At 74.1% G+C, this 25,908-nt stretch carries 21 protein-coding genes; 5 read left to right on the top strand and 16 right to left on the bottom strand.

All coding sequences use genetic code 11. The annotated features are described in order from the left end of the window. The coding region (locus tag PAI11_RS04150) for a lactate utilization protein B (RefSeq protein WP_040598281.1) at positions 1–1,431 on the bottom strand (1,431 nt) is incomplete at its 3' end. Further along, entirely contained in the window at positions 1,428–2,165 is a 738-nt protein-coding gene (locus PAI11_RS04155; RefSeq protein WP_040598292.1) for a (Fe-S)-binding protein, read from the bottom strand. The genes PAI11_RS04155 and PAI11_RS04150, both read right to left, overlap by 4 nt. Before the next feature lie 141 nt (positions 2,166–2,306). On the opposite strand from PAI11_RS04155, the gene PAI11_RS04160 reads away from it, so the two are divergent. After that, positions 2,307–2,999, top strand: coding sequence for a response regulator transcription factor (locus tag PAI11_RS04160; protein WP_007571164.1), 693 nt, complete (start codon positions 2,307–2,309; stop codon positions 2,997–2,999). A gap of 11 nt (positions 3,000–3,010) precedes the next feature. Then, entirely contained in the window at positions 3,011–4,729 is a 1,719-nt protein-coding gene (locus tag PAI11_RS23860; RefSeq protein WP_007571165.1) for a sensor histidine kinase, read from the top strand. On the opposite strand, the gene PAI11_RS04170 is transcribed toward PAI11_RS23860, so the two are convergent. Further along, positions 4,726–6,378, bottom strand: a complete 1,653-nt coding sequence (locus PAI11_RS04170) for a ribonuclease J (RefSeq protein WP_007571166.1) — start codon at positions 6,376–6,378, stop codon at positions 4,726–4,728. The genes PAI11_RS23860 and PAI11_RS04170 overlap by 4 nt on opposite strands. Positions 6,379–6,533: 155 nt before the next feature. After that, complete coding sequence (dapA, locus tag PAI11_RS04175; RefSeq protein WP_040598288.1) at positions 6,534–7,394, bottom strand: 4-hydroxy-tetrahydrodipicolinate synthase; 861 nt, start codon at positions 7,392–7,394, stop codon at positions 6,534–6,536. 107 nt (positions 7,395–7,501) lie between these two features. On the opposite strand from dapA, the gene recD2 reads away from it, so the two are divergent. Then, complete coding sequence (recD2, locus tag PAI11_RS04180) at positions 7,502–9,688, top strand: SF1B family DNA helicase RecD2 (RefSeq protein ID WP_007571168.1); 2,187 nt, start codon at positions 7,502–7,504, stop codon at positions 9,686–9,688. A 66-nt stretch (positions 9,689–9,754) separates the two neighbouring features. On the opposite strand, the gene PAI11_RS23865 is transcribed toward recD2, so the two are convergent. Together PAI11_RS23865 and PAI11_RS04190 are read right to left on the bottom strand one after the other, a co-directional pair. Next, positions 9,755–11,053, bottom strand: coding sequence for a glycosyltransferase family 4 protein (locus tag PAI11_RS23865; RefSeq protein ID WP_007571169.1), 1,299 nt, complete (start codon positions 11,051–11,053; stop codon positions 9,755–9,757). Between the two features lie 7 nt (positions 11,054–11,060). Then, complete coding sequence (locus PAI11_RS04190) at positions 11,061–11,732, bottom strand: 4-hydroxy-tetrahydrodipicolinate reductase (RefSeq protein ID WP_007571170.1); 672 nt, start codon at positions 11,730–11,732, stop codon at positions 11,061–11,063. Positions 11,733–11,859: 127 nt separating this feature from the next. Here PAI11_RS04190 and PAI11_RS04195 point away from each other — a divergent pair, with 127 nt between their 5' ends. Then, positions 11,860–13,995 carry a hypothetical protein gene (locus PAI11_RS04195; RefSeq protein WP_007571171.1) on the top strand — a complete coding sequence of 712 codons (2,136 nt, stop codon included), beginning with the start codon at positions 11,860–11,862 and terminating at the stop codon, positions 13,993–13,995. 78 nt (positions 13,996–14,073) lie between these two features. Here the strand turns inward: PAI11_RS04195 and PAI11_RS04200 are convergent, their stop codons facing one another. After that, a complete protein-coding gene (locus tag PAI11_RS04200; RefSeq protein ID WP_170320678.1) occupies positions 14,074–15,330 on the bottom strand; it encodes a M16 family metallopeptidase in 1,257 nt (418 codons plus the stop codon). A gap of 90 nt (positions 15,331–15,420) precedes the next feature. Next, positions 15,421–17,706: a polyribonucleotide nucleotidyltransferase gene (locus PAI11_RS04205; protein WP_007571173.1), complete on the bottom strand. Its 2,286-nt coding sequence runs from the start codon at positions 17,704–17,706 to the stop codon at positions 15,421–15,423. Between the two features lie 204 nt (positions 17,707–17,910). Between PAI11_RS04205 and PAI11_RS04210 the strand changes: the two genes are divergently transcribed. Beyond that, positions 17,911–19,017: a DUF2330 domain-containing protein gene (locus PAI11_RS04210; protein WP_007571174.1), complete on the top strand. Its 1,107-nt coding sequence runs from the start codon at positions 17,911–17,913 to the stop codon at positions 19,015–19,017. A gap of 148 nt (positions 19,018–19,165) precedes the next feature. Here the strand turns inward: PAI11_RS04210 and PAI11_RS04215 are convergent, their stop codons facing one another. The 8 genes from PAI11_RS04215 to infB all read right to left on the bottom strand — a co-directional run. Continuing rightward, positions 19,166–19,678 (bottom strand): DsbA family protein, encoded by a 513-nt coding sequence (locus PAI11_RS04215; protein WP_007571175.1) that lies wholly within the window; start codon positions 19,676–19,678, stop codon positions 19,166–19,168. Positions 19,679–19,683: 5 nt separating this feature from the next. Next, the gene (locus PAI11_RS04220; protein WP_007571176.1) at positions 19,684–20,151 is read right to left on the bottom strand and encodes a redoxin domain-containing protein; all 468 of its coding nucleotides are present in this window, start codon (positions 20,149–20,151) and stop codon (positions 19,684–19,686) included. A gap of 194 nt (positions 20,152–20,345) precedes the next feature. Continuing rightward, on the bottom strand, positions 20,346–20,618 hold the full coding sequence (rpsO, locus tag PAI11_RS04225; protein ID WP_007571177.1) for a 30S ribosomal protein S15: 273 nt from the start codon (positions 20,616–20,618) through the stop codon (positions 20,346–20,348). Positions 20,619–20,683: 65 nt separating this feature from the next. Further along, positions 20,684–21,574: a bifunctional riboflavin kinase/FAD synthetase gene (locus tag PAI11_RS04230; protein ID WP_007571178.1), complete on the bottom strand. Its 891-nt coding sequence runs from the start codon at positions 21,572–21,574 to the stop codon at positions 20,684–20,686. Beyond that, positions 21,571–22,455: a tRNA pseudouridine(55) synthase TruB gene (truB, locus tag PAI11_RS04235; RefSeq protein ID WP_007571180.1), complete on the bottom strand. Its 885-nt coding sequence runs from the start codon at positions 22,453–22,455 to the stop codon at positions 21,571–21,573. Before truB ends, PAI11_RS04230 begins: the two co-directional genes overlap by 4 nt. Continuing rightward, complete coding sequence (locus PAI11_RS04240; RefSeq protein ID WP_007571182.1) at positions 22,452–23,453, bottom strand: DHH family phosphoesterase; 1,002 nt, start codon at positions 23,451–23,453, stop codon at positions 22,452–22,454. The genes truB and PAI11_RS04240 overlap by 4 nt, the downstream gene beginning before the upstream one ends. Next, positions 23,450–23,866, bottom strand: a complete 417-nt coding sequence (rbfA, locus tag PAI11_RS04245; RefSeq protein WP_007571184.1) for a 30S ribosome-binding factor RbfA — start codon at positions 23,864–23,866, stop codon at positions 23,450–23,452. The genes PAI11_RS04240 and rbfA overlap by 4 nt, the downstream gene beginning before the upstream one ends. A 2-nt stretch (positions 23,867–23,868) precedes the next feature. After that, positions 23,869–25,908 (bottom strand): translation initiation factor IF-2 (infB, locus tag PAI11_RS04250; RefSeq protein WP_040598290.1); only part of this gene is annotated, 2,040 nt, incomplete at its 5' end.

A 25,908-nucleotide genomic window follows, 5' to 3' on the forward strand; every position in this document is an offset into this window, starting at 1 on the left:
GGCCTCGCGCCGCCGCCACCAGTCGCGGAAGCTCTCGGTCGGCGGCGGCAGGTCGCGGGTCTCGGTCCAGCCCTTGACCCCGGGCGCCCGGGCGGCGATCCCGCGGCCGTCGCGGGCCAGCAGCAGCGCCAGCCGCCCGGCCCGCTGCGCGGCCTCGTAGGCCCGGCGGTTGGCCATCACGCGACCGGCGACCCGCAGGCCCAGCCGCTCGCCCCGCGCGTGGTCGCCCTTGCCCGAGGCCGACGTCTCCTCCGTCACCCGCCCGCGCAGGTGGACGAGGATCCTCGGGATGTCGATCGCGACCGGGCAGACCTCGTAGCAGGCGCCGCAGAGGCTCGACGCCCACGGCAGCGTCGGCGCGGCGTCGAGCCCGCGCAGCTGCGGCGTCAGGATCGCCCCGATCGGGCCCGGGTAGATCGAGCCGTAGGCGCTGCCGCCGGTCCGCTCGTAGACCGGGCAGACGTTGAGGCAGGCCGAGCAGCGGATGCACCGCAGCGCGTCGCGGCCGACCGGATCGGCGAGCACGTCGGTGCGGCCGTGGTCGACGAGCACCAGGTGGAACGCCCGCGGGCCGTCGCCGCCGGGGTCGACCCCGGTCCACAGCGACGTGTAGGGGTTCATCCGCTCGCCCGTCGACGACCTGGGCAGCAGCGTCAGGATCGTGGCCAGGTCGTCCCAGCGCTCGAGGACCTTCTCGATCCCCATCACCGTGATCAGCGTCCGCGGCAGCGTCAGGCACATCCGGCCGTTGCCCTCGGACTCGACCACCGCGACGGTGCCGGTCTCGGCGACCGCGGCGTTCGCTCCCGAGATCGCGACCGGGACCCGCAGGAACTGCGCGCGCAGGTGGCGGCGGGCGGCCTCGGCCAGCGCCGCCGGATCGTCGCTGACGTCCCCCGCCCCGGGCAGGTGCTCGCGGAACAGGTCGCGGATCTCGCGCCGGTTGCGGTGGATCGCCGGCACCAGGATGTGGCTCTGGCGGTCGCCCGCCAGCTGCACGATCAGCTCGGCGAGGTCGGTCTCCTGCGGCCGGATCCCGGCGTCGAGCAGCGCCGGGTTGAGCTCGATCTCGTCGGTCAGCAGCGACTTGACCTTGAGCACCTCGTCGCTGCCGGTCGCTCGCACCAGGTCGACGACGATCCGCTGCGCCGCCGCGGCGTCCGGCGCCCAGTGGACCGTCCCGCCGGCGTCGCTCACCCGCTGCTCCAGCTGCACCAGCAGCTCGTCGAGCCGGTGCAGCGCGCGGTGCTTGGCCTCCGCTCCCGCCGCTCGCAGCGCCGGCCACTCGTCGACCTCGGCGACGACCGCCGCCCGCTTGCGACGGATCGCGGTCGTGGCGTGCGCCAGGTTGCTGCGCGTCTGGCTGTCGCGCAGCGCCTCGGCGGCCGCCTCGGGGAACGGCGTCGGATGGGCCGGCCAGCGCCCGCTCACGATCGTGACTCCCCGGCGAGGATCTCGACGTAGTGCATCGCCCGCATCCGCGAGCGCGTGCGCGACAGCCCGCCGGCGAGGTGCATCAGGCACGAGCTGTCGGCCGCGGTCAGGATCTCGGCCCCCGTGTCGGCCGCATGGCGCAGCTTGTCGGTCATCATCGCCGTCGAGACGTCGGCGTTGGTGACGGCGAACGTCCCGCCGAACCCGCAGCAGGACTCGGCCTGCGGCAGCTCGCGCAGCTCGATCCCGGGCACCCGCGACAGCAGCCGCTGGGGCCGGTCGCCGATCCCCAGCAGCCGCAGGCCGTGGCAGGTCGGGTGGTAGGTGACCGCGTGCGGGAAGCCAGGGGCCGCGACGTCCTCGACGCCGAGATCGTCGAGCAGGAAGGTCGAGAGGTCACGGGTGCGAGCGGCCAGCGCCCGCGCCTCGCGGGCCAGGCCCGGATCGCCTGACGCGTCGGCCAGCGCCGGGTAGTGATGGACGACCTGGGCGGCGCAGGAGGGCGACGGGCTGACGACGACCTCGGCGTCGGCGAACGCGTCGATCGTCCGCCGCATCAGCCGCCGGGCGTCCGATCGGTGCCCCGCGTTCTGGTGCATCTGCCCGCAGCAGGTCTGCTCGAGCGGCACGTCGACGGTCACGCCGACGCGCTCGAGGACGGCCACGGACGCCCGCCCGACGTCCGGGAAGAGGGTGTCGACCAGGCAGGTGATCAGCAACGACGCGCGCACGGGCTCCTCGCTGAGCATAGAGATGCGTGAGCGTTTCGTGTTTCTTTTTGTTCGTTCTTGATCGTTCCCTGGCCGGGCCGCTGATCTGCCACCTGCGTTGCGTTGAACGACGGTGAAGCTCGGGCGACTACGATCGGCCGCATGGATTCCACGGGCCGCACGGCGCGCGTGCTGATCGTCGAGGACGACGAGGAGATCGCCGGGGTGCTCGGGCGCACGCTGCGCCTGGAGGACTACGAGACGCGGATCGCCCGCGACGGCCAGGCCGCGCTGGCCGAGGCCCGGACCTACATGCCCGACGTGGTCGTGCTCGACCTCGGGCTGCCGGACATCGACGGGATCGAGGTCGCGGAGCGGCTGCGCGAGTCCGGCGACGTCCCGATCCTGATCCTGACCGCCCGCGACGCGGTCGAGCACCGGGTCGAGGGGCTCGACAGCGGCGCCGACGACTACCTCGTCAAGCCGTTCGAGCGCGACGAGCTGCTGGCCCGGATCCGGGCCCTGCTGCGCCGCCGCCCCCCGCGCGGCGAGGCGGCCCTGGTCGTCAGCGACCTGACCCTGAACCCGGCGACCCACGAGGTCCGCCGCGGCGAGCGCGCGATCGACCTGACGCAGCGCGAGTTCGAGCTGCTCGAGTACCTGATGCGCAACGAGAAGCTCGTGGTCCCCCGCCAGCGGCTGCTGGAGGAGGTCTGGGGCTACGACCCGCTCGCCTCGACCAACACGATCGAGGTCTTCATCTCCAACCTGCGGCGCAAGCTCGAGGCCGGTGGCGAGGAGCGGCTGGTCCACACCATCCGCGGCGCCGGCTACGTCCTGCGCACCGCACGCTAGCCGGGAGCCGCGTGAGCGCCGGCCACGAGCGCGTCCGCTGGCTGCGCTGGCTGGACAGGCTGCCGATCCGCTGGCGGCTGGCCGTCGTGTCGGCGATCCTGACCGGCGCGATCCTGCTGCTGTTCGCGGTCGGGATCGGCGGCTTCACGATCCAGCGCGTCCGCAGCGACTTCCAGACCCAGACCGCGGCGCGGTTCGAGTCGATCCGCGGTCGGCTGAAGCTGGGAGCGCGCGGCCGAGCGGATGGGCAGTTCGACTACAAGGTCCGCAACGACCTTGCCGAGCTCCGTGGCGACGCGGCGACCGTCGTCGCCGTGTGGGCGCACATCGGGGGCCAGTACATCCTGGTGCAGAGCTCGGACCCGCGACGACACCTCGGAGACCCGTCGGTCCTGGACCCGCGCGTCATCAACGGCTATCGCGTCGAGACGCGCGAGATCAACCAGCCGGCGACCGATTTCGAGGGCCGGCCCTTCCAACTGCCGGGCACGGCCCAGGCCCTGACGCTGAACGTGCCGTTGGTGGTCCAGGTCGGCCGGAGCTCTGCCTCGCTCGCCCGAACCGAGCGACGGGTCGAGACCGTGCTCGCGTTCGGCGTCCTCTTCGGCACCCTGATGGCGCTGCTCGCCGGCCTCGCCGTCGGCCAGCGGGCGATGCGCCCGGTCAAGCGGATGACCGGCACCGCCCGCCACATCGCCCGCACCCGCGACCTCGACGCCCGGATGCCGATCCCGCCGGTCCACGACGAGATCGCCGAGCTGGCGCGGACGCTGCAGGACATGCTCGACGAGCTGGCCGCGTCGCAGGCCCGGATCGACCAGTCGCTGCAGCGCCAGCGCGAGTTCGTCGCCGACGCCTCGCACGAGCTGCGGACCCCGCTGACCGCGGTCCAGGCGAACCTCGAGCTGCTGGCGCTGTCGACCGAGGGCGACGACCGCGAGGCCGCCGAGTCGGCGCTGCGCTCCTCGCGGCGGATGCGGCGGTTGGTCTCGGACCTGCTGCTGCTGGCGCGGATGGATGCCCAGCGCGAGTCGGCGCGCGAGCCGGTCGACCTGGACCGGGCGATCCTCGAGGCGGTCGACGAGCTGGAGCCGCAGTTCGGCGGCCACGAGATCGTCCTCGACCTCGACCCGGTGACCGTCGACGGGATCCGCGACGAGCTGGTGCGGATGGTCGCCAACCTGCTCGGCAACGCGCTCCGGCACACGCCCGACGGGACCGAGATCCGGATCCGCCTGCGCGAGATCGACGGCCGCGGCGAGCTGGTCGTCGAGGACGACGGCCCCGGGATCCCCGCTCCCCTGCGCGAGCAGATCTTCGAGCGCTTCGTCCGCCGCGGCGGCGAGGGCGCCGGCTCGACCGGGATCGGGCTGGCGATCGTGCGCGCGGCGGCGCAGCGGCACGGCGGCGACGTGCGGGTCGAGGCCACCAACGGCGACGACGACACCGGCGCCCGCTTCGTCGTGACGGTGACGCTGGCCCGCGACGACGGCGCGGCCGACGCGACGGCCGAGATCGATCCCTCGGGCCCGCCGGTGGCCGCCGCCCCCGAGGACGGCACGGCGGACGGCCCCGAGCCGGTCGCCGCGAACGCCGACGGGGGCCTCCTGGGACCCTCGCGGCGCGCGGCCCGGCAGATCCGCCGCCGGCTCCGCGGCACCCGGCCCGCGGCCGGCGGCGGCGACGTCGAGGAGCGGCTCGGCGGAGCCGCCCCGACCGACGACCTCTAGACCGCGACCACCACCGGCAGCACCATCGGCCGCCGCTTCAGCTTCTCCCAGACCAGCTGGGCGACGTCGTCGTGGAGGATCCGCTGGATCTCGTCGAGGTCGTGGATGTCGTCGGCGGCGGCGCGCTCGACCGAGGCGTCGACCTGGTCGCGGAGCGCCTCGAGCAGGGCGTCGGCCTCGTCCTTGAAGGGGACGCCGCGGAAGATCAGCTCCGGCTCGGCGACGGTCTTGCCGTCGTCGTCGCCGATCGTCGCCACGACCACGAAGAGGCCGTCGGCGGAGAGCGAGCGGCGGTCGCGCAGGGCCGCGTCGGCCGGGGCGCCGATGTCGGTGCCGTCGACGTACATCACGCCCGACGGGACCGGCTTGCCGAAGCGCGCGCCACGGGCGTCGATCTCGACCGGCAGGCCGTTCTCGGCGCAGAAGACGTTGTCCTCCTTGACCCCCACCGAGACCGCCAGCCGCTTGTGCAGCTGCAGGCGCTGGTAGTCGCCGTGCAGCGGCATCACGTACTTCGGCTTCGTCAGGTTGAGCATCATCTTCATCTCCTCCTGGTAGCCGTGGCCGGAGGCGTGGATCGGGGCGTCCTTGTGCGTGATGACGTTGGCGCCCGCCTGGTAGAGCTTGTCGATCGTCTCGTTGACCGCTCGCTCGTTGCCCGGGATCGGGGTTGCCGAGAAGACGACCGTGTCGCCGTCGTGGATCCGGATCTGCGGGTGGTCGCGGAACGCCATCCGCCGCAGCGCGGCCAGCGGCTCGCCCTGGGAGCCCGTCGACATCACCACGACGCGGTGGTCGGGCAGGTGCTCGAGGTCGCGCGGCTGGACCAGCACGCCCTCGGGGATGTCGAGGATCCCCAGCGCCTTGGCGATGTTGGTGTTCTTGCGCATCGAGCGGCCGAGCATGCAGACCTTGCGGTTCAGCTCGACGGCGGCGTCGATCACCTGCTGGACGCGGTGCAGGTTCGACGCGAACGAGGTCACGATGATCCGGCCGCGCTGGCGGGCGAAGACGTCGTAGAGCGCCGGGCCGACCAGCGACTCGCTCGGCGACCAGCCGGGACGGTCGACGTTGGTCGAGTCGCCCAGCAGCATCAGCAGCCCCTCCTTGCCGAACCGCGCCAGGCGCAGGAAGTCGGCCGGGGGCCCGTCGACCGGGGTCTGGTCGAACTTGTAGTCGCCGGTGAAGAGCATGGTGCCGGCGCCGCAGGTCACCGCGACGTTGCAGGCGTCCGGGATCGAGTGGGTGGCGTGGATCAGCTCGATCTTGAAGGTGCCGAGGTTGATCTCGCTGCCGGGCTGGACGTCGGTCAGCTCGACCTCGCGCAGGCGGTGCTCGTCGAGCTTGCTGCGGCCCATCGCCATCGTCAGCGGACGCCCGTAGATCTTCGGGGCGCGGCGGGCGCCGCCCAGCTGCTTGATGACGTAGGGCAGGGCGCCGAGGTGGTCCTCGTGACCGTGCGTGATCACGATCGCCTCGATGTCCTGGGCGCGGTCCTTCAGGTAGCTGAAGTCGGGCAGCACCAGGTCGATGCCGACCTGCTCGGCGGTCGGGAAGCGGACCCCGGCGTCGATCACGACGATCTTGCCGTCGTACTCCACGACGGTCATGTTCTTGCCGATCTCGCCGAGGCCGCCCAAGGGCAGCACGCGGAGCGTCGTCGGTGCGGTCATATCGGGTGTTCCAGTCGTTCGGCACGGCCACGGGCCGTGCACAGGGTTCGAAGCGCCCCGTCAGGACCCAGCTCGCACTCGTGGGGAGCGGTCCTCGACGGAATGCGCGGCTAATTGACCCGCGAACGCCATCAAGCGAGCAGCCCGAGCCCGTCGAGCACGGCCCGGATCTGGGCCCGCTCGTCGTCGTCGGCCTCGACCAGCGGCAGCCGCAGGCCGCCGACCGGATGGCCGGCCAGCTCCAGCGCGGCCTTGACCGGGATCGGGTTGACGGTCACGCCGAGGACGGCGTAGAGGTCCTGCAGCGAGGCGTCGATCTCGGCCCGTCGCTGCGGCGTGGCGGTGGCCAGCTCGGCCAGCTGGTCGCCGACCAGGTGGCTGGCGACGAGGATGCCGCCGGCGCCGCCGATCTCGATCGCCCGGGCGAGCGCGTCGTCGTTGCCGGCGAAGACCTCGAGGCCGTCGATCAGCTGCAGCTCGGCCGTGTTGGCCTGCTTGACGGCGGAGACGTTGTCGATCTGCGCCAGCTCGGCCAGCAGCTCCGGATCGAGGTTGAGCGTCGTCCGGGTCGGGATGTTGTAGAGCACGATCGGCTTGTCGGTCGCCGCGGCGACGGTCCGGTAGTGCTGCACGATCCCGCGCCGGTTGGGGCGGTTGTAGTAGCCGACGACGTTGAGCGTCGCGTCGGCGCCGAGCTCGGTCGCCCGCTCGGTCAGGTAGAGCGAGTGGCGGGTGTCGTTCGACCCCGCGTTGGCGATGATCGTGGTGCCGGCCGGCTTCTCGCGGATCGCCAGCTCGACCAGCGCCAGGTGCTCCTCGTCGCTGAGGGTCGAGCCCTCGCCCGTGGTCCCGGCGACGACGAAGCCGTCGGAGCCGTGATCGGCGAGATGGCGCATGAGATCGACGAAGGCGGCTTCGTCGACGCGGTACTCCGCATCGAACGGAGTCACGATCGCGGTGATGATCGTCCCGAGCTCGGACACGTGGTTCATCCTCCCAGAGCGGGCCGCGGCGTGCGATCACGGTCCCGGCCGTCGGCCATGCGCGGACGGCATGGGGCGGCGACGGGCCACGCCGTCGCGGGCGATACCGTCGTCGGGTGCCCGCCGAGGAGGAGACGCTCGAGCTCGAGGTGGCCGGCGTCCGCTTCCGCAGCGACGACGGCAGCTTCGCCGTGGTCGACGCGATCTCCGACGCGACCGGCCACGAGGTCCTCGTCGGCCCGCTCGGCCACCTCGAGCCCGGCGATCGCGTGCGGGCCACCGGCGAGCGCCAGCAGCACGCCAAGCACGGCGAGCGCTTCAAGGTCCGCGGGCTCCAGAGCCTCGCCCCCGAGGGCGACGAGGCCCTCTCACGGGTCCTGCAGCGGGTTCCCGGCGTCGGGCCGGTGGCCGCCGAGCAGCTGATCGAGCGCTTCGGCGACGAGCTGCTGGAGCGGCTCGACGAGAGCCCCCGCGACGTCCTGCGCCGCGTCCGCGGGCTGTCGGGCGAGAAGCTGACCGAGGCCGTCGACCACTGGCGGGCCGAGGCCGGGCCGCGCGCGGTGCGGCTGCTGCTGGAGCAGCACCAGGTCGACGCCGCCACGATCGGCCGCGTGATCCGGGCGCTCGGCGACGAGCCCGACGTCGCGCTGCTGCGCGCCGACCCGTACCGCCTGACCGAGCGCAGCGGGATCGGCTTCGTCACCGCCGACGCGATCGCGCTGGCGCTCGGCGAGGCCCGCGACAGCGCCGCCCGCCGCCAGGCCGGAACGCTCCAGGCGCTGCGCCTGGCCGAGGAGGACGGCCACTGCCACCTGCCCCACGACGAGCTGGTGCGACGCGCGGTCCGGCTGCTTGCCGGCCGCGACCCGTGGCAGCCGGCCGGCGGCGGGATCGACGGCGCGTCGGTCGGCGAGGCGCTCGACGGGCTGATCGCGTCGGGGGCGGTCGTCGACCGCGACGGCCGGGTCGCGACGCTCGAGCTGGACGAGGACGAGGCGCTGCTGGCGACGCTGGTCGCCGGGCTCGCGACCGACGCCCCGACGCTCGACGTCGAGGTGCCCGAGAGCGCGCCCGAGGCGCTCGACCCCGCCCCCAGCGCCGAGCAGTGGCAGGCGGTCGGCTCGGCGATCGGCCACCGGCTGTCGATCCTGACCGGCGGCCCGGGCACCGGCAAGACCCAGACGATGAAGGCGCTGGTGACCACGCTGCGCTCCGCCGGCCGGCGGGTGCTGCTCTGCGCGCCGACCGGCAAGGCCGCGCGGCGCCTGTCCGAGGCGACCGGCGCCGAGGCGACGACGATCCACCGGCTGCTCGGCTACGTGCCGGGCGAGGGCTTCCAGCACGACGAGGACGACCCGATCCCCGACGGGGTGATGCTGGTCGTCGACGAGGCCTCGATGCTGCCGCTCGACCTGGCCGTGGCGCTGCTGCGGGCGATCGGCCCCACGACCCACGTGCTGCTGGTCGGCGACGTCGACCAGCTGGCGCCCGTCGGCCCCGGCCGGGTGCTGCAGGACCTGCTGGAGTCCGGCGAGGTGCCGGCCGTGCGGCTGTCGCGGATCTTCCGCCAGGCCGAGCGCTCGCTGATCGTCCGCGCCGCCCACGCGATGAACCGGGGCGAGCCGCCGCAGACGGTCCCCGGCCCGGACGACGTCCGCGACTTCTTCCTGATCGAGCGACCGGATCCGTTCGCCGCCGCCGACGAGATCGTCTCGCTGGTCACCCGCCGGCTGCCGGCCCACTACGACGTTCCCGCGGTCGGCGGCGTCCAGGTGCTGGCGCCGCAGCGCAAGGGCGCCTGCGGGGTCGAGACCCTCAACGCCCGCCTGCGCGAGGTCCTCAACCCGGGCGGCCGGGCCGTCGCCGGCGGCGGGGCGCTGCGGGGGCTGCGTCAGGGCGACCGGGTGATGCAGACCCGCAACGACCACGAGGCCGAGGTCATGAACGGCGAGCTGGGGATGCTGGTCCAGGTCGAGCTCGACGGCAAGCAGGTGGTCGTCGCGATGGACGACGGCCGCACGATCCGGCTGCCATCCGACCGGCTCGACACCTGGGACCTGGCCTACGCCTGCACGGTCCACAAGGCGCAGGGGTCGAGCGTGCCGGTCGCGGTCGTGCCGGTGGTCGCCGAGCACCGCCACATGCTGACCCGCAACCTGCTCTACACCGCCGTCACGCGGGCCGAGCGCGCGTGCGTGATGGTCGGCGACCGGGGCGCGATCGCGGGAGCGCTGCGGAAGGTCGACGGCGCCACCCGCTACACCGCCCTGCCCGACCGGATCCGCGACGCGCTCAGCGGCTGAGCGGCGCGGTCGCGCGGTCGCGATCGCCCGGAAGCCGCACGTTCCGGTCGACGAGCGACCGGAACGTCACAGCGGCCTGGCGGCCGACCCGGCCTCGGCCTCGTGCCAGGCCAGCACCGCGCCGTCGAAGGCGTCGGCGGAGAGCGTCGCGGCGGTCCGCCGCCCGCCGTCGACCAGCCGCGCCCGCAGGTCCGGGTCGGCGGCCAGCCGGCGGACCGCGGCGGCGATCGCCTCGGGCTGCCCGGGCGCGACCAGCAGCGCGTTCTCGCCGTCTCGCAGGTACTCGGCGGCGCCGCCGGTGGCGCAGGCGATCACCGGCCGCCCGACCGCCATCGCCTCCAGCGGGACCAGGCCCCAGGGCTCGGGCCAGCGGACCGGGAAGACGAGCGCGTCGCAGGCCGCGTAGACCTCGCGGACGCGATCGGGAGCGGTCCGGGTCCAGGTGATCCGGTCGGCGACGCCGAGCTCGTCGGCGAGGTCGGCGACGGCCGCCGCCTCGGGACGGTCCTCCTCCTCCGCCGCCGCGCGCGGCGCGTCCGGCCCGTCGACGTTCAGCGTGGCGTCCGGCAGCAGCGCCAGGGCGCGAACCGCGTCGGCGACGCCCTTCGCCTCGTTGACGCGTCCGACGACCGCCAGCCGGCCCCGCCACGGCTCCGGCGCGACCGGTGGGAAGACCGCCGGGTCGACGCCCGGGTGGACGATCGACGCGACCTGCGCGAGCGCCGGATCGGCGCCCTCGATGTCGCGAACCCACCGCGAGATGCAAAGCCAGCGCGCGGCCGGCGCGATCGGCCCCGGGACCGGCAGCCCGGCGCGACCGGCCAGCGGCCGCAGCTGCCGCAGGCCGGCGCGGTTCCAGCTGCGCCCGCCGAGGTCGTGGTGCGGGCCGTAGAGGGCCCAGCCGTCCCCGATCACGCCGACGGCCGGGATCGCGGCGCGGCGGACCGTCTCCAGCAGCGACAGCGGCAGGCCGCCCATCGCCCACCACGAGACGACGTCGGGCCGGAACCGTCGCAGCCGCTCGCGCAGCGCCCGGTGGCTGGCCCACTCGACGGCGACCCGCTCGCGGGCCCCGAGCGCCGGCCAGGCGCCGTCGCGCCACCACCACCGCAGCGTGCGGTGGATGCCCGACCGCGGCGGGTCGTCGATCGGCGGCTCCCACGGATCGGCGCCGGTGGTCAGGACCTCGACCTGGTGGCCGCGGGCCCGCATCGCGGCCACCGCCTGGACGGTGATCCGCTCGTAGCCGCCCGCCGCCGCCGGTGGGTAGCGGTTGGCGACGACCAGGATCCGCAGCGGGCGGACCGGCGCCGGGGCGAGCGCCGGAGCACCGGGAGCGACGTCGATCGGGGCGCCGGTGCTCACCGGGCGCTCAGGAGTCGAACAGCAGCTTGTCGAGCCCGACCGTCGGCGAGCTCGGCAGGGTCGCGACGCGACGGATCGCCAGCACCACCCCGGGCATGAACGACGAACGGTCGAGCGAGTCGTGGCGGATCGTCAGCGTCTCCCCCGTGCCGCCGAGGATCACCTCCTGGTGCGCCACCAGCCCCGGGAGCCGGACAGAGTGGATCGGCGGCGTCGTCCCGGTCGCCTCGCCGATCAGCGCGGCGGTGTGGGCGGCCGTGCCCGACGGCGCGTCGAGCTTGCGGTCGTGGTGCAGCTCGATGATCTCGGCCCTCTGCATGTGGCGGGCGGCCTCGGTCGCGAAGCGCATCATCAGCACCGCGCCGATCGCGAAGTTCGGCCCGTAGAAGGCGTTCGCGGTGCCGCGACCCTCGAGCTGGGCGACGTCGAAGCTGGAGGTGCCGATCACGACGTGGACGCCCGCCTCGACGCAGGCGATCGCGTTCGCGAGCGCGGTGTCCGGCCGCGTGAAGTCGACGACCACGTCGGCGTCCGGCAGCACGTCCGCCAGCGTCGTGCCGAGCGCCGGGTCGGCACGGCCGGTCAGGACCATCCCGTCGGCGGCTTCGACGGCGTCGCACACCGTCCGGCCCATCCGGCCGGCGGCACCGGCCACGGCCACGCGGATCTCGCTGCTCATGGCGGCATCGTCCCAGATGCCCCGACGGACGCGGTCCGCGGCGACGCCTGCTTGACTTCCGCGGATCGCCCGCTCGCTCCGCACTCTCGCGTCCCGCTGGCCGGGTCGCACGTGGCCGACCGCCGGCGTGGCGCTGCTCGCCCTGGCGCTGGCGGCCGCGGCGTCGCTGCAGCCCCTGCGACCGCTCGGGGCGGCCGCGGTGGCCGTCCTGCTGGGGACGCTCGGGCACGGCCTGGTCGGCTCGGCGACCGGCGGCCTGCCGGGCCCCGCGCGGGCCGGGCTGGCGCTCGGCGTCGCGTTCACCGGGCTCGCCGTCGGCTACCAGGCGCTCGCCGACAGCGGTGGCTTCTCGCCGCCGACCGTGGCGCTGGTGGCGCTGGTCGCGATCGCGCTGGTGACGCGGACCGCCCGCGGACGCGGGCGGCGGATCGCGAGCGGCCCGCTGCTGCTGCTGGCGCTGCTCGGCGCCGGCGCGGCGACGCTGCCGGCCTATGCCTTCGACCTCGGCGGGCGCGACGCCGGCTACTACGTGATGGGGTCGGAGCGGCTGCGCCACGAGGGCGGGCTGAAGCTGCCGATCGATCCCGACGTCCGGCAGGGCCTCGAGCGGTTCGGCGGCGGCGCGCTCGGCATCGACCGTCAGCGGCCGTTCCCCGGGCTGTTCGTGACCTCCGGCGGGGCCGTGATCCCGCACGGCTACCACGTCACGCCGGCGGCGATGGCGGCCGGAGCGAGCGCGACCGGCGGCGGTGGCCAGTGGGTCGTGACCCTCGCCGGCGCGGTGCTGGTGCTGCTGGTCGGCGCGGCGGCGTCGCTGCTGGTCCGGCCCGGCGACCGCGGCGTCGCCCTCGGCGCGGCGATGGCCCTGATGGCGACCAACGCGGCGCTGATCTACTTCTCCCGCTACCCGATGACCGAGGTGCCGTCGGGGGTCGTCCTGCTGACCGCGGCGATCGCGACGGCGCTGGCGATCCGCGACGGCGGGCGGCGAGCCGCGCTGCTGGCCGGGCTCGCGCTCGGGGCCGCGCCGCTCGTCCGCCCGGACGCCTGGCCGCTGATCGCGGTCGCGCCGATCGCGGCGCTGCTGCTGGCCCGCAGCGGCCGCCGCGACGCGCTCTGGTTCGCGGTCGGCCTGACCCCGCCGCTGGTCTACGCCACGGTCCGCGGCCTGACGCTGACGCGGGGCTACACCGACGAGACGATCGGCCACGTGCTCGGCGGGATCGACGGCTCGTGGCTGGTCGCGGGGATCGCCGGCGCGGTGCTGGCCGCCTGCGCCGCCTGCGCGGTGCTCGGCGCCCGCGGGCTGCCGCGCGCCGGCGGACGGCTGGAGCGGCAGATCCTGCGGCTGCTGGCGCGCGTCCCCGCCGTGCCGCTGGCGGCGCTGCTGGTGCTCGCCGGCCTGGTCCTGGCCGTCGCCCCGCCGACCCTCGGCCTGCGGATCTTCGGCACCTACGCGACCGCTCCAGGCCTGGTCCTGGCCGGCGGCGGGCTGGCGGCGCTGGTGCTGGGCCGCGGCCTGCGGACCTGGCGCGAGGCGGCGGCGATCGCGCCGCTGCTGCTGCTGGCGGCGATCGCGCTCGGCCTGGTCGCCCGCGACCCGCAGGTGCTGATCCCGGACCAGTACTGGACCGCGCGCCGCTACCTGCCGCTGGCGCTGCCGCTGACCGCGGTCCTGGGCGGCACGATGGTCGCCCTCGCGTGGCGCGGCCGCCGAGGGCGTCCGGGCGGGACCGCCGTCGCCGCGATCGCCGTCCTGCTGGCCGTCGCCGCCGCGGCGGTCGGGCTGCGCGACGCGCGGCCGGCGATCACGACCACCGAGTTCGACGGCGTGCCGGCGGCGCTCGACGCGCTCGACCGGCAGCTGACCGGGCGCGATCCGCTGATCCTCGTCGGCCCGAACCAACGGGCGTGGGCCAGCGTCGCGCCGTCGCTGGCGATCCGCTCGGGCCGGGCGGTGACGATGCTCGGCAACGGCGCGCTCGAGCGGTTCCGCGACCGGGCGATGCTCGACGACCCGCGGCTGACGCAGTGGCTGACGACGGTCGCGGCGCGGCGCCCGATCTACCTGCTGACGGCGGGCCTCGGCCTGGCCGCGATCCACCTCGACACGCGCCGCTTCGTCGCGATCAGCGCCGGCAGCACCGACCTCTACGTCCGCCAGGTCGACCACCGCGTCGGCGGGCCGCCGCGCGGCAGCGACGTCCAGGCCGACACGATCACCGTCTGGCGGATCGTGCCGGTCGGCGTCGCCGGCCGCTGACCGCCCGGGAGCTCGTCGCCCGCGACGCGTCCGGCGGCCGCCCGTCGCAGGGTCGCGCGACCCTGCGACGGGCGTCGCTCAGGTGGTCGTGAGCGCGGCGGCGATCGGCCCGAGCGCGGACCGGAACGTCTGCTCGTCCGGGCCGACGCCGGCGGCGCTGAGACCGGCCGGGTCGTAGAGCTCGCGCGCCAGGTCCTGGACGTCCTGGGCCGTGACCGCGTCGATCCGGGCGGCGATCTCGTCCGGACGCAGCAGCGGCAGCCCGTGCAGGACGGCCCGTCCCAGCACGTGCATCCGCGCGTGGGTCGACTCGAGCCCGAGCAGCAGCCGCGCGCGGGCGTGGTGCTTGGCCCGTTCGAGCTCGTCGTCGTCGACCGGCTCGCGGCGGACGCGGTCGAGCTCGTCGGCGACGACGGCCAGCGCCGCCGTCAGGTTGTCGGCGCGGGTGCCCAGGTAGACCCCCGCCAGGCCGCCGCCCTGGTGCTGGTCGTCGAAGGTCGAGACCGCGTAGGCCAGCCCGCGGTCCTCGCGGACCGCCCGGAACAGCCGCGACGACGGGGTCCCGCCGAGGATCGTGTCCAGCACCCGCAGGGCGAACCGGCGGTCGTCCCCCATCCCCGGGCCGCGGCCGGCGATCGCCACCTGGACCTGCTCCGTCTCGCGGGTCCGGAAGATCACCGCCGGGTCGCTCGGCGCGGCGACGCCCGGCTCGTTCGGGGCGTGCTGCGGATCGCCGTCGTGCGCGTGGACGTCGGCGGCGAGCCGCTCGGCGAGCGCACAGAGGCGCTCGTGGTCGACCGCGCCGGCGGCCGCGACCACGATCCGGTCGGGCCGGTAGCGACCGGCGTGGAAGGCCCGCAGCGTCTCGCCGGAGGTGCCGGCGACGACCTCGGGGGTGCCGATCACCGGGCGCCCGAGCGCGTGGTCGCCGAAGACGGCCCGCGGCAGCAGCTCGAAGACGTACTCCTCGGGGTCGTCCTCGATCATCGCGATCTCCTCGAGCACGATCTTGCGCTCGAGCTCGAGGTCCTCGTCCCGCAGCAGCGGGCAGGCGACCATCTCGCCGAGGATCGGGAACGCGTCGTCGACCTCGTCCGCCAGCACGCGCGCCACGACCGCGGTCTCGTCGCGGCTGGTGGCCGCGTTGAGATCGCCGCCGAGGGCGTCGAAGCGCCGGTCGATCTCGATCGACGCGTAGTTGCGCGTCCCGCGGAACAGCATGTGCTCCAGCAGGTGCGCGCGACCGGCCTCGGCGTCGCGCTCGTGGCGCGCGCCGGTGCCGATCCAGACGCCCAGCGCGACGGACAGCGCCGAGCCGATCGGCTCGGTCGCCACCGTCACGCCGGACGGGAGCCGGGTGACCCGCGGCGGGTGGGGACCTCGTCCGTCACCGTTCGGGCGAGGTCCTCCGGCAGTGCTCACGCGCTACCGGCTCCGGTCCGGGTCGCGGTCGCCGCGGCTGCGCTCGCGGCCGCCGCGCTCGCCGTCGCGACGACGCGGGCCGCGGTCGCCGCCGCGCTCGCGGCCACCGCCGCCACCGCCGCGCGGGCCGCCGCCGTTGGACTTGCTGGCCGACAGCGCCTGCAGCTCCTCGACGGTCTTGCCGGCGACGTCGGGGTCGTCCGACAGCCGCAGGCCGACGCGGCCGCGCTCGCGGTCCAGCTCGGCGACGCGGACCTTGATCACGTCGCCCTGCGAGAGGACCTCCTCGACCGTGTCGACGCGCTTGCCCGGCGACACGTTGGAGATGTGCAGCAGGCCGTCGGTGCCCTTGATCAGCTCGACGAACGCGCCGAAGGTCGTGGTCTTGACGACCTTGCCCTCGAACTCGTCGCCCAGCGCCACGTCGCGGGTCATCGCGGCGATCCGCTGGACCAGCGCGTCGCCCTTCTCGCCCGAGGACGAGTAGACGTTGACCGTGCCGTCGTCGGAGATGTCGATCTGGGCCTCGAACTCCTCCTGGAGGCCGCGGATCGTCTCGCCGCCCTTGCCGATGACCATCCCGATCTTCTCGGGATCGATCTTGACCGACAGGATCCGCGGCGCGTAGATCGAGAGCTCCTCGCGGGGCCCGTCGATCACGGCCTGCATCTTGCCGAGGATCTCCAGCCGGGCGTCGCGGGCCTGGGCCAGCGCGTCGCGCAGGATCTCGAACGTGACGCCCGTGATCTTGATGTCCATCTGGAGGGCGGTGATGCCCTCGGCGGTGCCGGCGACCTTGAAGTCCATGTCGCCGAGGTGGTCCTCGACGCCGGCGATGTCGGTGAGGACGATGTAGTCGTCGCCCTCCTTGATCAGGCCCATCGCGATGCCCGCGACCGGCGCCTTGATCGGCACGCCGGCGTCCATCAGCGACAGCGAGCTGCCGCAGACCGAGGCCATCGAGCTGGAGCCGTTGGACTCGAGGATGTCGGACACCACGCGGATCGCGTAGGGGAACTCCTCGGTCGAGGGCACCACCGGGACCAGCGCCCGCTCGGCGAGCGCGCCGTGACCGATGTCGCGACGCTTCGGGCCGCGCATGAAGCCGGCCTCGCCGACCGAGAACGGCGGGAAGTTGTAGTGGTGCCAGTAGTAGCGGTTGGTCTCCAGCCCGAGACCGTCGACCCGCATCTCCTCCTTCATCGTGCCCAGCGACGCGACCGAGAGGGCCTGCGTCTGGCCACGGGTGAAGAGCGCCGAGCCGTGCGTCCGCGGGGCGGTGCCGGTCTCGATCGTGATCTGCCGGATCTCGGTCGCCTCGCGGCCGTCCGGGCGGACCTTCTGGACGGCGATCCGGTCGCGGATCGCGGCCTTCTCGATCGCGTTCACGATCGAGCGGACCTGCTTGTCGACGTCGGGATCCTCGCCATCGGTGGCGTGGGCCTCGATCGCCTCGGCCTTGGCGGCCTCGGTCGCGTCCTGGCGCTCGATCTTGTCGACGACCTGGGTCGCCTTCTCGATCTTCTTGCCGTGCGACTTCTTGATCTTGGCGGCGAGCTTCTCGTCGACCGTCGGCGCGACGAAGTCGACCTTCGGCTTGCCGGCCTTCTCGCGCAGCTCGTGCTGGACGGCGCAGAGCTTCTTGATCTCGCTGTGGGCGATGTCGAGCGCGTCGAGGATCTCGGCCTCGGGGATCAGGTTCGCCCCCGCCTCGACCATCAGGATCGCGTCCTCGGTGCCGGCGACGATCAGGTCCAGGTCGCTGGCCCCGTCCTCGGTCAGCGACTCCTCGGGCGGGTTGACGACGAACTGGCCGTCGATCTTGCCGATCCGCACGGCGCCGACGGGCGTCGGCAGCGGGATCGGGCTGATCATCAGCGCCGCGGAGGCGCCGTTCATCGCCAGGATGTCGTACGGGTGCTCGTGGTCGATCGAGATCGGCAGCGAGACCAGCTGGGTGTCGAAGCGCCAGGTCTTCGGGAAGAGCGGCCGGATCGGCCGGTCGATCATGCGGGCGGTCAGGGTGGCCTTCTCGCCGGCGCGACCCTCGCGCTTGAAGAAGGAGCCGGGGATCTTGCCCGCGGCGTACATCCGCTCCTCGACGTCCACCGTCAGCGGCAGGAAGTCGGCGTCCTTCTCGCGACCCATCGTCGCGGTGGACAGGACGACCGTGTCGCCCTGTCGGACGGTGACCGCGCCGGAAGCCTGCTTGGCAAGCTTGCCGGTCTCGAAGGTGATCGTCTTGCCGGCGATCTCCACGGACACCGTCGTCACGTTCTCGTGACTCATATGTCGTTCCTCTTGGGGGGCGCGCCCATCGGACCTGGCGCGCCGCATTCGCTTCTCAGTCGTTTCCGAACCATTCGAGACTAGCGGAAGGTGCCGTTGTGCAGGCGCGATCCACCGTTCCGACGGGGTGATCGCGCCCCCGCTCCGGCGGTCCGGCGGCGCGCCGTCCGAGACTGCCGCCGGGGGATACGATCGCGCCTTCGCATGCCGCTCCTCCGCCGCCCGTCCCGCCTGCCGCTGCTGCTCCTCGCGCTGGTCGCCGCGCTCGCCGCCGTCCTGGTGGCGTTCGCCCGTCCCGCCGGGGCCTGCGCCTGCGGGATCGCCTTCGACGCCAGCGTCGCCCAGGAGCAGGCGCTGCTGACGCTGAAGGACGGTCGCGAGTCGATCGTGCTGTCGCTCGACCTGGCCGACCCACGGGCCGCCGCGAGCGCCGACCGCCGCGCGGCGGTCGTCCTGCCGGTCCCGGCGACGCCGACCGTGACCGCGGTCCGGGGCGACCAGGTCGACGTCTTCGGGCAGCTGGCGCGGGCGACCATGCCGCTGCCCGGCGAGTCGTCCGGGAGCGGCGACGGCGACGGCGCGACGGCGGGTGCCGCGCCCGGCGTCAAGCTGCTCTCGCGCGAGCGGGTCGGCGGCTACGACGTCAGCCGGCTGCGCGCCGGCGACGCCGGCGCGCTCCAGCGGTGGCTCGACGGCCACGGCTACCGCACCCCGGCGGCCGCGCAGCCGATCCTCCGCCGCTACGTGGCCGAGCGCTGGGCGTTCGTGGCGATCCGGCTGGCGCCCGGCAGCGTCGGCGCCGGGACGCGGGCGCTGCGACCGCTGCGGATCAGCTTCGCGAGCGAGCGGATCGTCTACCCGCTGCGGCTCAGCCGCCTGTCGCAGCGGCCCGTCACCGCCGTCCTCTACGTCGTCGGCGAGCACCGGGTGCTGGCCAAGGGCTTCGACACCCACCACGCGGGCCTGGTCGACGAGCTCTCCCCCGCGCCGACGCCGGCGGTCCGCCGGCTGCTCGACGGCCGCTACGTCACCAAGCTCCAGATCAGCGGTCGCACGCCGTCGTCGATCCGCGACGACGTCGTCGTCCGCCAGGCTCCCAGCGACCGCCTGTTCCGCGCGACCGCCGACTACCCGTTCGAGTCCGAGGCCGGGTTCGCGACCTCGCCGCTGCCGCCCGACGCCAGCCGCAGCACCCGGCCGCCCGGCACGCCCGGGTCCGCCACCTGGCTGCTGCTGTTCCCGGCGATCGGGGTCCTGATCGTGATCGCCGGCGTGCTGTTCCGGCTGCAGTCCCGCCGCCGCGCCGGCTGATGCCGGTGGCGTCAGTTCGTCGCATCGGTCGCGAGGTGGCGTCGGTTCGCCGCGCCCGGCGAGGCGAATCGACGCCACCCCTGAAGCACCGCGGCGAGCTGACGCCACCCCGTCGCTCGCTCCCGAGCCGCCGCGGCGGCGGCCGCCGCTAGGTCGCCCGCTCGGCCAGCAGCGCCTGGATCCACGCCTCGTCGGGGATCCCGTGGTCGACGCCGCCGGCGACCACGATCGCCGGCGTCCCGCTCGCCCCGGCCGACAGCCCGTCGGCCAGGTCGGCGTCGATCCGCGCCGTCGCCGCCTCGTCGCGGCGGTCGCGCTCGAACCGCTCGACGTCCAGCCCCAGTTCGCGGGCCAGCGCCCACAGGTCCGGGTCGTCCTGGCGCCCCGGGTCGGCCAGCAGCCGGTCGAGGAACGGCCAGAAGGCGTCCTGGCGAGCCGCCGCCTCGAGCGCCCCGGCCAGCGCCCGGGGACGCGGCCCGCGCGCCCGCAGCACCAGGTGCCGCCAGACCAGCCGCACCGGCGCCGCCCGCAGGAAGCGCGTCGCGTCCTGGCAGCGGGGGCAGGTGGCGTCGCCGTAGAGGACGACCGGCGGCCCGTCGAGCGGGCCGCAGGCATGGTCGTCGGGGCGGATCGCGCCGGGCCTCGTGCCCGCGGGATCCATCGGGCTCAGGCCGCGACCGCCGCGAGACCCTCGCGGACCTTGTCGACGCCCGGCAGGTCGCCCGGCGAGGCCGCCAGGTGGCTCCAGGCGACGGTGCCGTCGGGGCCGACGACGATCAGGGCGCGGTTGGTCATCCCGGCCGGCTCGAAGTAGGCGCCGAGCGCCTTCGACGCGGCGCCCTTGGGCTCGAAGTCCGAGAGCTGCTCGATCGTGATGCCGAGCTTCTCCTTGAAGGCGGTCTGCGACCAGCTGGCGTCGGTCGAGACCCCGTACATCACCGCGTTCTGCTCGGCGAGCTCCGGCAGCAGCTCCTCGTAGACCTGCAGCTGGTCGGTGCAGACGGGGCTGAAGGCGAACGGGTAGAAGACCAGCACCGTCGTCCGTCCCCGCAGATCGTCCTGGGTGAGGTCGCTGCCGTCCTCGCGCTTGAGGGTGATCTCGGGGACCGGCGTTCCGGCGGCGATGATGGCCATGGCCGGATCCTATGGAACCGCCCCGGGAACGAGAAGCGCCCCCGGAATCCGAGGGCGCGAGTCGCATCGGCGGGTGGATGCGTGGTGTTCGTGGACCGAGCAGGTCGTCGCCGCGAAGCGAGAGCCGTACGCAGTACTGCCGAGCGAACGCGGTGGCGAGATGCGAAGCGTCCACGGACGCCCCGCGCCGCCCGCTACTTCCTGAGCCCGAGCTCCTTGATCAGGCCGCGGTAGCCCTCGAGGTCGTCGCTGCGCAGGTAGTTGAGCAGGCGACGGCGACGGCCGACCAGCATCAGCAGGCCGCGGCGGGAGTGATGATCCTGCCCGTGCTCGCGGAGATGGTCGGTGAGACCGTTGATCCGCTCCGTCAGGAGGGCGATCTGGACCTTGGTGGAGCCGGTGTCGGTCTCGGACTCTCCGAACTGACCGACGATCTCCAGCTTCCGTTCCTGCGTGAGCGACGACATGCGACGACGGAAGGTAACAGAACCACCTGCATCGGCGCGGTCCGGCCGCCCCCGCGGGCGGCCCGTCAGACCGCGGCGATCCGGCGGGTGTCGTCGACGTCGCGCTGGATCTGGGCCACCAGCTGCTCGACGCCGTCGAAGCGCTGCTCGCCGCGAAGCCGCTCGACGAACTCGATCTCCAGCTGCTGGCCGTACAGATCGCCCGAGAAGTCCAGCAGGAACGCCTCGACCAGGACCCCGAGCGCGGTCTCGAACTGCGGGCGGATCCCGATCGAGACGGCGGCCGTCCGGACGCTGCCGTCCTCCAGCCGCGCCCGGCACGCGTAGACCCCGTGGGCGGGCAGCGCGTGCCCCTCCGGCGGGTGCAGGTTGGCCGTCGGGAAGCCCAGCTCGCGGCCGCGCTGCTCGCCGTGCTCGACGGGGCCCGAGAGCGCGAACGGAGCGGCCAGCAGCTCGCTGGCGGCGGCCACCTCGCCGCGGGCGACCAGCTCGCGGACGCGGGTCGAGGAGACCGTCTCCCCCGCGTGCCGCAGCAGCGGCACCACGGTGGTGTCGAAGCGCGGGTCGGCGCGCAGCAGCTCCGGGGTGCCGGTCGCGCCGTGGCCGAAGCGGAAGTTCTCGCCGATCCTGACCCCGCGGGCGTCGAGCCGCCCGGCCAGGACCTCGTCGACGAAGTCGGCGGGCGGCTGGGCCGCGACGGCGGCGTCGAACGGGACCAGCACCAGCTCGTGGACCCCGAGGTCGCCGATCAGCTGCGCCTTGCGCTCGATCGTCGTCAGCTGCGGCGGGACCCGGCCCGGCGCCAGCACGGCCATCGGGTGGGGATGGAACGTGACGACGGTGTCGGCCCCGCGGATCACCTCGCGATGGCCCAGGTGGACGCCGTCGAACATCCCCACGGCGACGGTCCGCGGACGAGCGTGGACGTCCGCCAGGGGCGTGATGCGCGCGGTCACGCCCGGAAGCCTACGACGGGATGGATCCGACCGTCCTGCTCCCGGCGTCCGATCGCGATCGGCTCGCCGTCGTGGCAGAGCGCGACCTCGTCGACGGGCGGGGCGGCCGGCAGCTCCAGCCGCTGCCCGTGACCGGCCCGGCGGGCGCTGTCGGCGTCCAGCTCGACCACCGGCAGGACCGAGGCCAGGGCGTCCAGCAGCGACACGACCCGCCAGGTCTCCGGCGGCGCGTCCAGCTGGTGGGCGTCCGCCACGGCGTAGGGCCCGATCGCCGTCCGGCGCAGCTCCAGGCAGTAGGCGTCGCCGAGGTCGGCGATCAGGCTGCGGACGTAGGTCCCCGACGAGCAGTCGATCCGGAACCCGGCCCGGTCGCCCTCGCGCCACAGCTGCTCGAACGCGCTCACGGTGACCTCGCGCTCGGGCACGTCGACCTGCTCGCCGCGACGGGCGCGACGGTAGGCGCGCACGCCGTCGATCTTGATCGCCGAGTAGGCCGGCGGCCGCTGGCGCACCGTGCCGGTCGGCAGCGACGGCGGGTCGGGCGGGATCCGGCCGGTGATGGTCACCTCGCCCTCCGGATCGCCGGTGGTCGAGGTCGCCCCGAGCTGGGCGACCGTCTCGTACTGCTTGCCGAGCGCCATCAGGTAGGGCTGCAGCCGCGTCGCGCGCCCGATCAGGACGAGCAGCAGCCCGGTGGCGAACGGGTCGAGCGTCCCGGCGTGGCCGACCCGCCGCGCCCTGCGCCCGCCGAGCGCCCGGCGCACGCGGGCCACCACGTCGTGGCTGGAGCGCCCGACGGGCTTGTCGACCAGCAGCACGCCGTCGGGGACCGAGGCGACCGCCTCGGCGGCGGCCGCGGGATCGACCGGCCCGGGGCTCACCCGAGCTCGTGGACCTGGCCGCGGAGGAACGACACCAGCTGCTCCTCGTCGAGCGTCGTCGTGAAGCCCGCCGCCTGCGGGTGCCCGCCGCCGCCGCCGGCGCGGGCGATCACCGAGACGTCGATCCGCCCGTCGGCCGAGCGCAGCGAGACCTTGGTCCGGACCTCGCCGTCGGCGTCGGCCGGCAGCTCGCGGGCGAAGGCGGCGACGCGGGTGCCGGCGACCGTCCGCAGGTGGTCGATGATGCCCTCGGAGTCGCTGTCCTGGGCCCCGGTCCGCGCATAGTCCTCGCGCCGCAGCAGCGCGAAGGTGACCCGTCCCTCGTCCTCCTGGCGGACGCGGTCGAGCGCCCGCGCGAGCAGCGCCAGCTTCGACCACGGAACGCCCTCGTAGACCTTGCGGTAGACCGGGAACGGCTCGACCCCGGCGGCCAGCAGGTCGGCCGCCATCAGGTGCGCCCGGCCGCGGGTGTTCTCGTACATGAAGCGGCCGGTGTCGGTGACCAGGCCGACGTAGAGCGCCTCGGCCGTCTCGCGGTCGGCCTCCAGGCCGAGGTCCGGCAGCAGGTCCCAGAGGATCTCGGCCGTGCACGACGCGTCGGGATCGACCAGGTCGATGTCGCCGAAGCGCGTGTTGTCGTGGTGATGGTCGACGTTGATGATCCGCCCCGCGCCCTCGCGGACCGCGGCCACCGCGACCCGGTCGATGTTGCCGCAGTCGAGGCAGATCGCCGTCCGCTCGGCGAGGTCGCCGGGGACGTCGGTCACCAGGTGGTCGGTCGCGAGGCCCGAATACTCGCGCGGCACCGGCAGGTCCTCGTCGTCGACGAGCGACACCACGTCCTTCCCGAGGGCGTGGAGCGTGCGGGTCATCGCCACCAGCGAGCCCAGGGCGTCGCCGTCCGGGTGCTCGTGGGTGACGGCGACGAAGCGCTGCTCGTCGCGCAGCGCCTCCACGACGAGGCGCCGGGCCTCGTCGACCGCGTCCAGCCCGTTCATCGAGCGGGGTCCTCCCCCGTCGGGTCGTCGGCGGCGTCGTCGTCGGGCGCCTCGACGGCCGGCGGCGGCGGATCGTCCAGCAGCGCCTGGATCCGCAGCGCCCGGTCGACGGTCTCGTCGAGCTCGAAGCGCAGGATCGGCGTGTTCTTCAGGCCCAGCTCGTGGCCGACGCGCCGCTGCAGGAACCCGGCCGACGAGCGCAGCCCGTCGATCGTGTCCTGCGGCGTGTGCTCCGGCTCGTCCGCCATCTGCAGCACGCTGACGAGCACCTGGGCGTGGCTCAGGTCGGAGCTGGTCCGCACCCCGGTGATCGTCGCGAACCCGATCCGCGGGTCCTTCATCTCGCGCTGCAGGACGTCGCCGAGGACCTTGCGGATCGCCTCGTCGACCCGCCGCATCCGGTCGGGCTTCACGGCTACTTCAGCTCACGATCGACGGACCGCGTCTCGAAGACCTCGAGGACGTCGCCCTCCTTGATGTCCTGGAAGTCGCGGAGCACGATGCCGCACTCGAAGCCGGTCGCGACCTCGCGGGCGTCCTCGTTGAACCGCTTGAGGCTCTCGATGACGGTCGTGTTGACCACCGAGCCGTCGCGGACCACGCGGACCTTGCCGTTGCGGCGGATCCGGCCCTCGGTCACGTAGCAACCGGCGATCGTGCCGACCTTCGAGGCCCGGAAGACCTGGCGGACCTCGGCCTGGCCGACGGTCTCCTCGACCTGCTCCGGATCCAGGAGGCCCTCCATCGCGTCGCGCAGGTCCTCGAGCGCGCGGTAGATGATCTCGTAGCTGCGGATCTCGACGCCCTCGTGATCGGCGACGCGCGCGGCGTCGCCGACGGGACGGACGTTGAAGCCGATGATGATCGCCTGCGAGGCGGCGGCCAGCATCACGTCGGACTCGGTGACGCCACCGACGCCCGAGTGCACGATGTCGACGAGGACCTCGCTCTGCGGGAGCTTGGCGATCTCGTCCTCGAACGCCTCCAGCGAGCCGGCCACGTCGGCCTTGAGGATGAGGGGCAGGCCCTTCATCTCCTCGCCGGCGCGGTCGCGCTTGAAGACGTCCTCGAGCGAGAACTTGCGACCCGAGCGACGCGCGATCGCCTCGGCCTTGAGGCGCGTGTCGCGCTCCTCGGCCTTGGTGCGGGCGGTCTTCTCGCTGTCGACGACCATCGCCAGGTCACCGGCGGACGGCACGCTGTTGAAGCCGAGCACGAGGACCGGGTCGCCGACGCCGGCGACCTCGATCCGCTCGCCGGTGTAGTCGATCAGCGCGCGGACCTTGCCCCAGTTCGGGCCGGAGACGATCGGGTCGCCGATCTCGAGCGTGCCGCGCTGGATCAGCACGGTCGCGACGGGGCCGCGACCCTGGTCCAGGCGGGCCTCGATCACGACGCCGGAGGCCTCGGTGTCGGCGTTCGCGGTCAGCTCCTGGATCTCGGCGACGACGCCGATCGTGTCGAGCAGGTCGTCGAGGCCCTCGCCGGTCTTCGCCGAGACGTCGACGAACTCGGTGTCGCCGCCCCAGTCGGCCGGGTTGAGGCCGATGGTCGCCATCTCGGTGCGCACGCGCACCGGGTCGGCGCCCTCCTTGTCGATCTTGTTGACCGCGACGATGATCGGCACGTCCGCGGCGCGGGCGTGGTCGATCGCCTCCTGCGTCTGCGGCTTCACGCCGTCGTCGGCCGCCACCACGATCACCGCGATGTCGGTGACGCGGGCGCCACGGGCGCGCATGGCGGTGAACGCCGCGTGGCCCGGGGTGTCGAGGAAGGTGATCGTGTCGTCGCCGTGATGCACCTGGTAGGCGCCGATGTGCTGCGTGATGCCGCCGGCCTCGCCGGACGCGACCTCGGTCTCGCGCAGCTTGTCGAGCAGCGACGTCTTGCCGTGGTCGACGTGACCCATGATCGTGACGACCGGGGGCCGCTGGACCATCTCGGCCTCGGAGTCGTCGAAGACGACCTCCTGCTCGTCGTCGTCGCTCGCGGAGACGATCTCGATCTCGCGCTCGAACTCGGTCGCGAGCAGCTCGATGGTGTCGTCGGACAGCGTCTGCGTGAGCGTCGCCATCTCGCCCATCAGCATGAGCTTCTTGATGACCTCGGGGATCGGCTCGCCCAGGTACTCGGCGACGTCCTTGACGGTCGAGCCCGAGTTGATGCGGGCGACGTCGACCGTGCGGCCCTCGCCGCGGCTCAGCGGAGCCAGCGCCTCCTCGATGCTCTGACGGCGGCGACGGCGACGCGGACGCCGGTTCGGCGGACCGCCGGGACCGGGACGACGCGGCCCACCGGGCTGGTCGATGACGACGCGCCGGCGACCGGGGCCCCCGGCACCGCCCGCGCCGGGACGGCCGGGCGTGCCGCCGGCCCGCTGCGGGCGCGACGTGGCGGGATCGGGCAGGGCGATGATCTTCGGACCGGCACCGGCGGTCGGCTTCTCGCCGATCGT

The organism is Patulibacter medicamentivorans (genome assembly GCF_000240225.1).
In the GTDB taxonomy this organism is placed as follows: Bacteria; Actinomycetota; Thermoleophilia; order Solirubrobacterales; family Solirubrobacteraceae; genus Patulibacter; species Patulibacter medicamentivorans.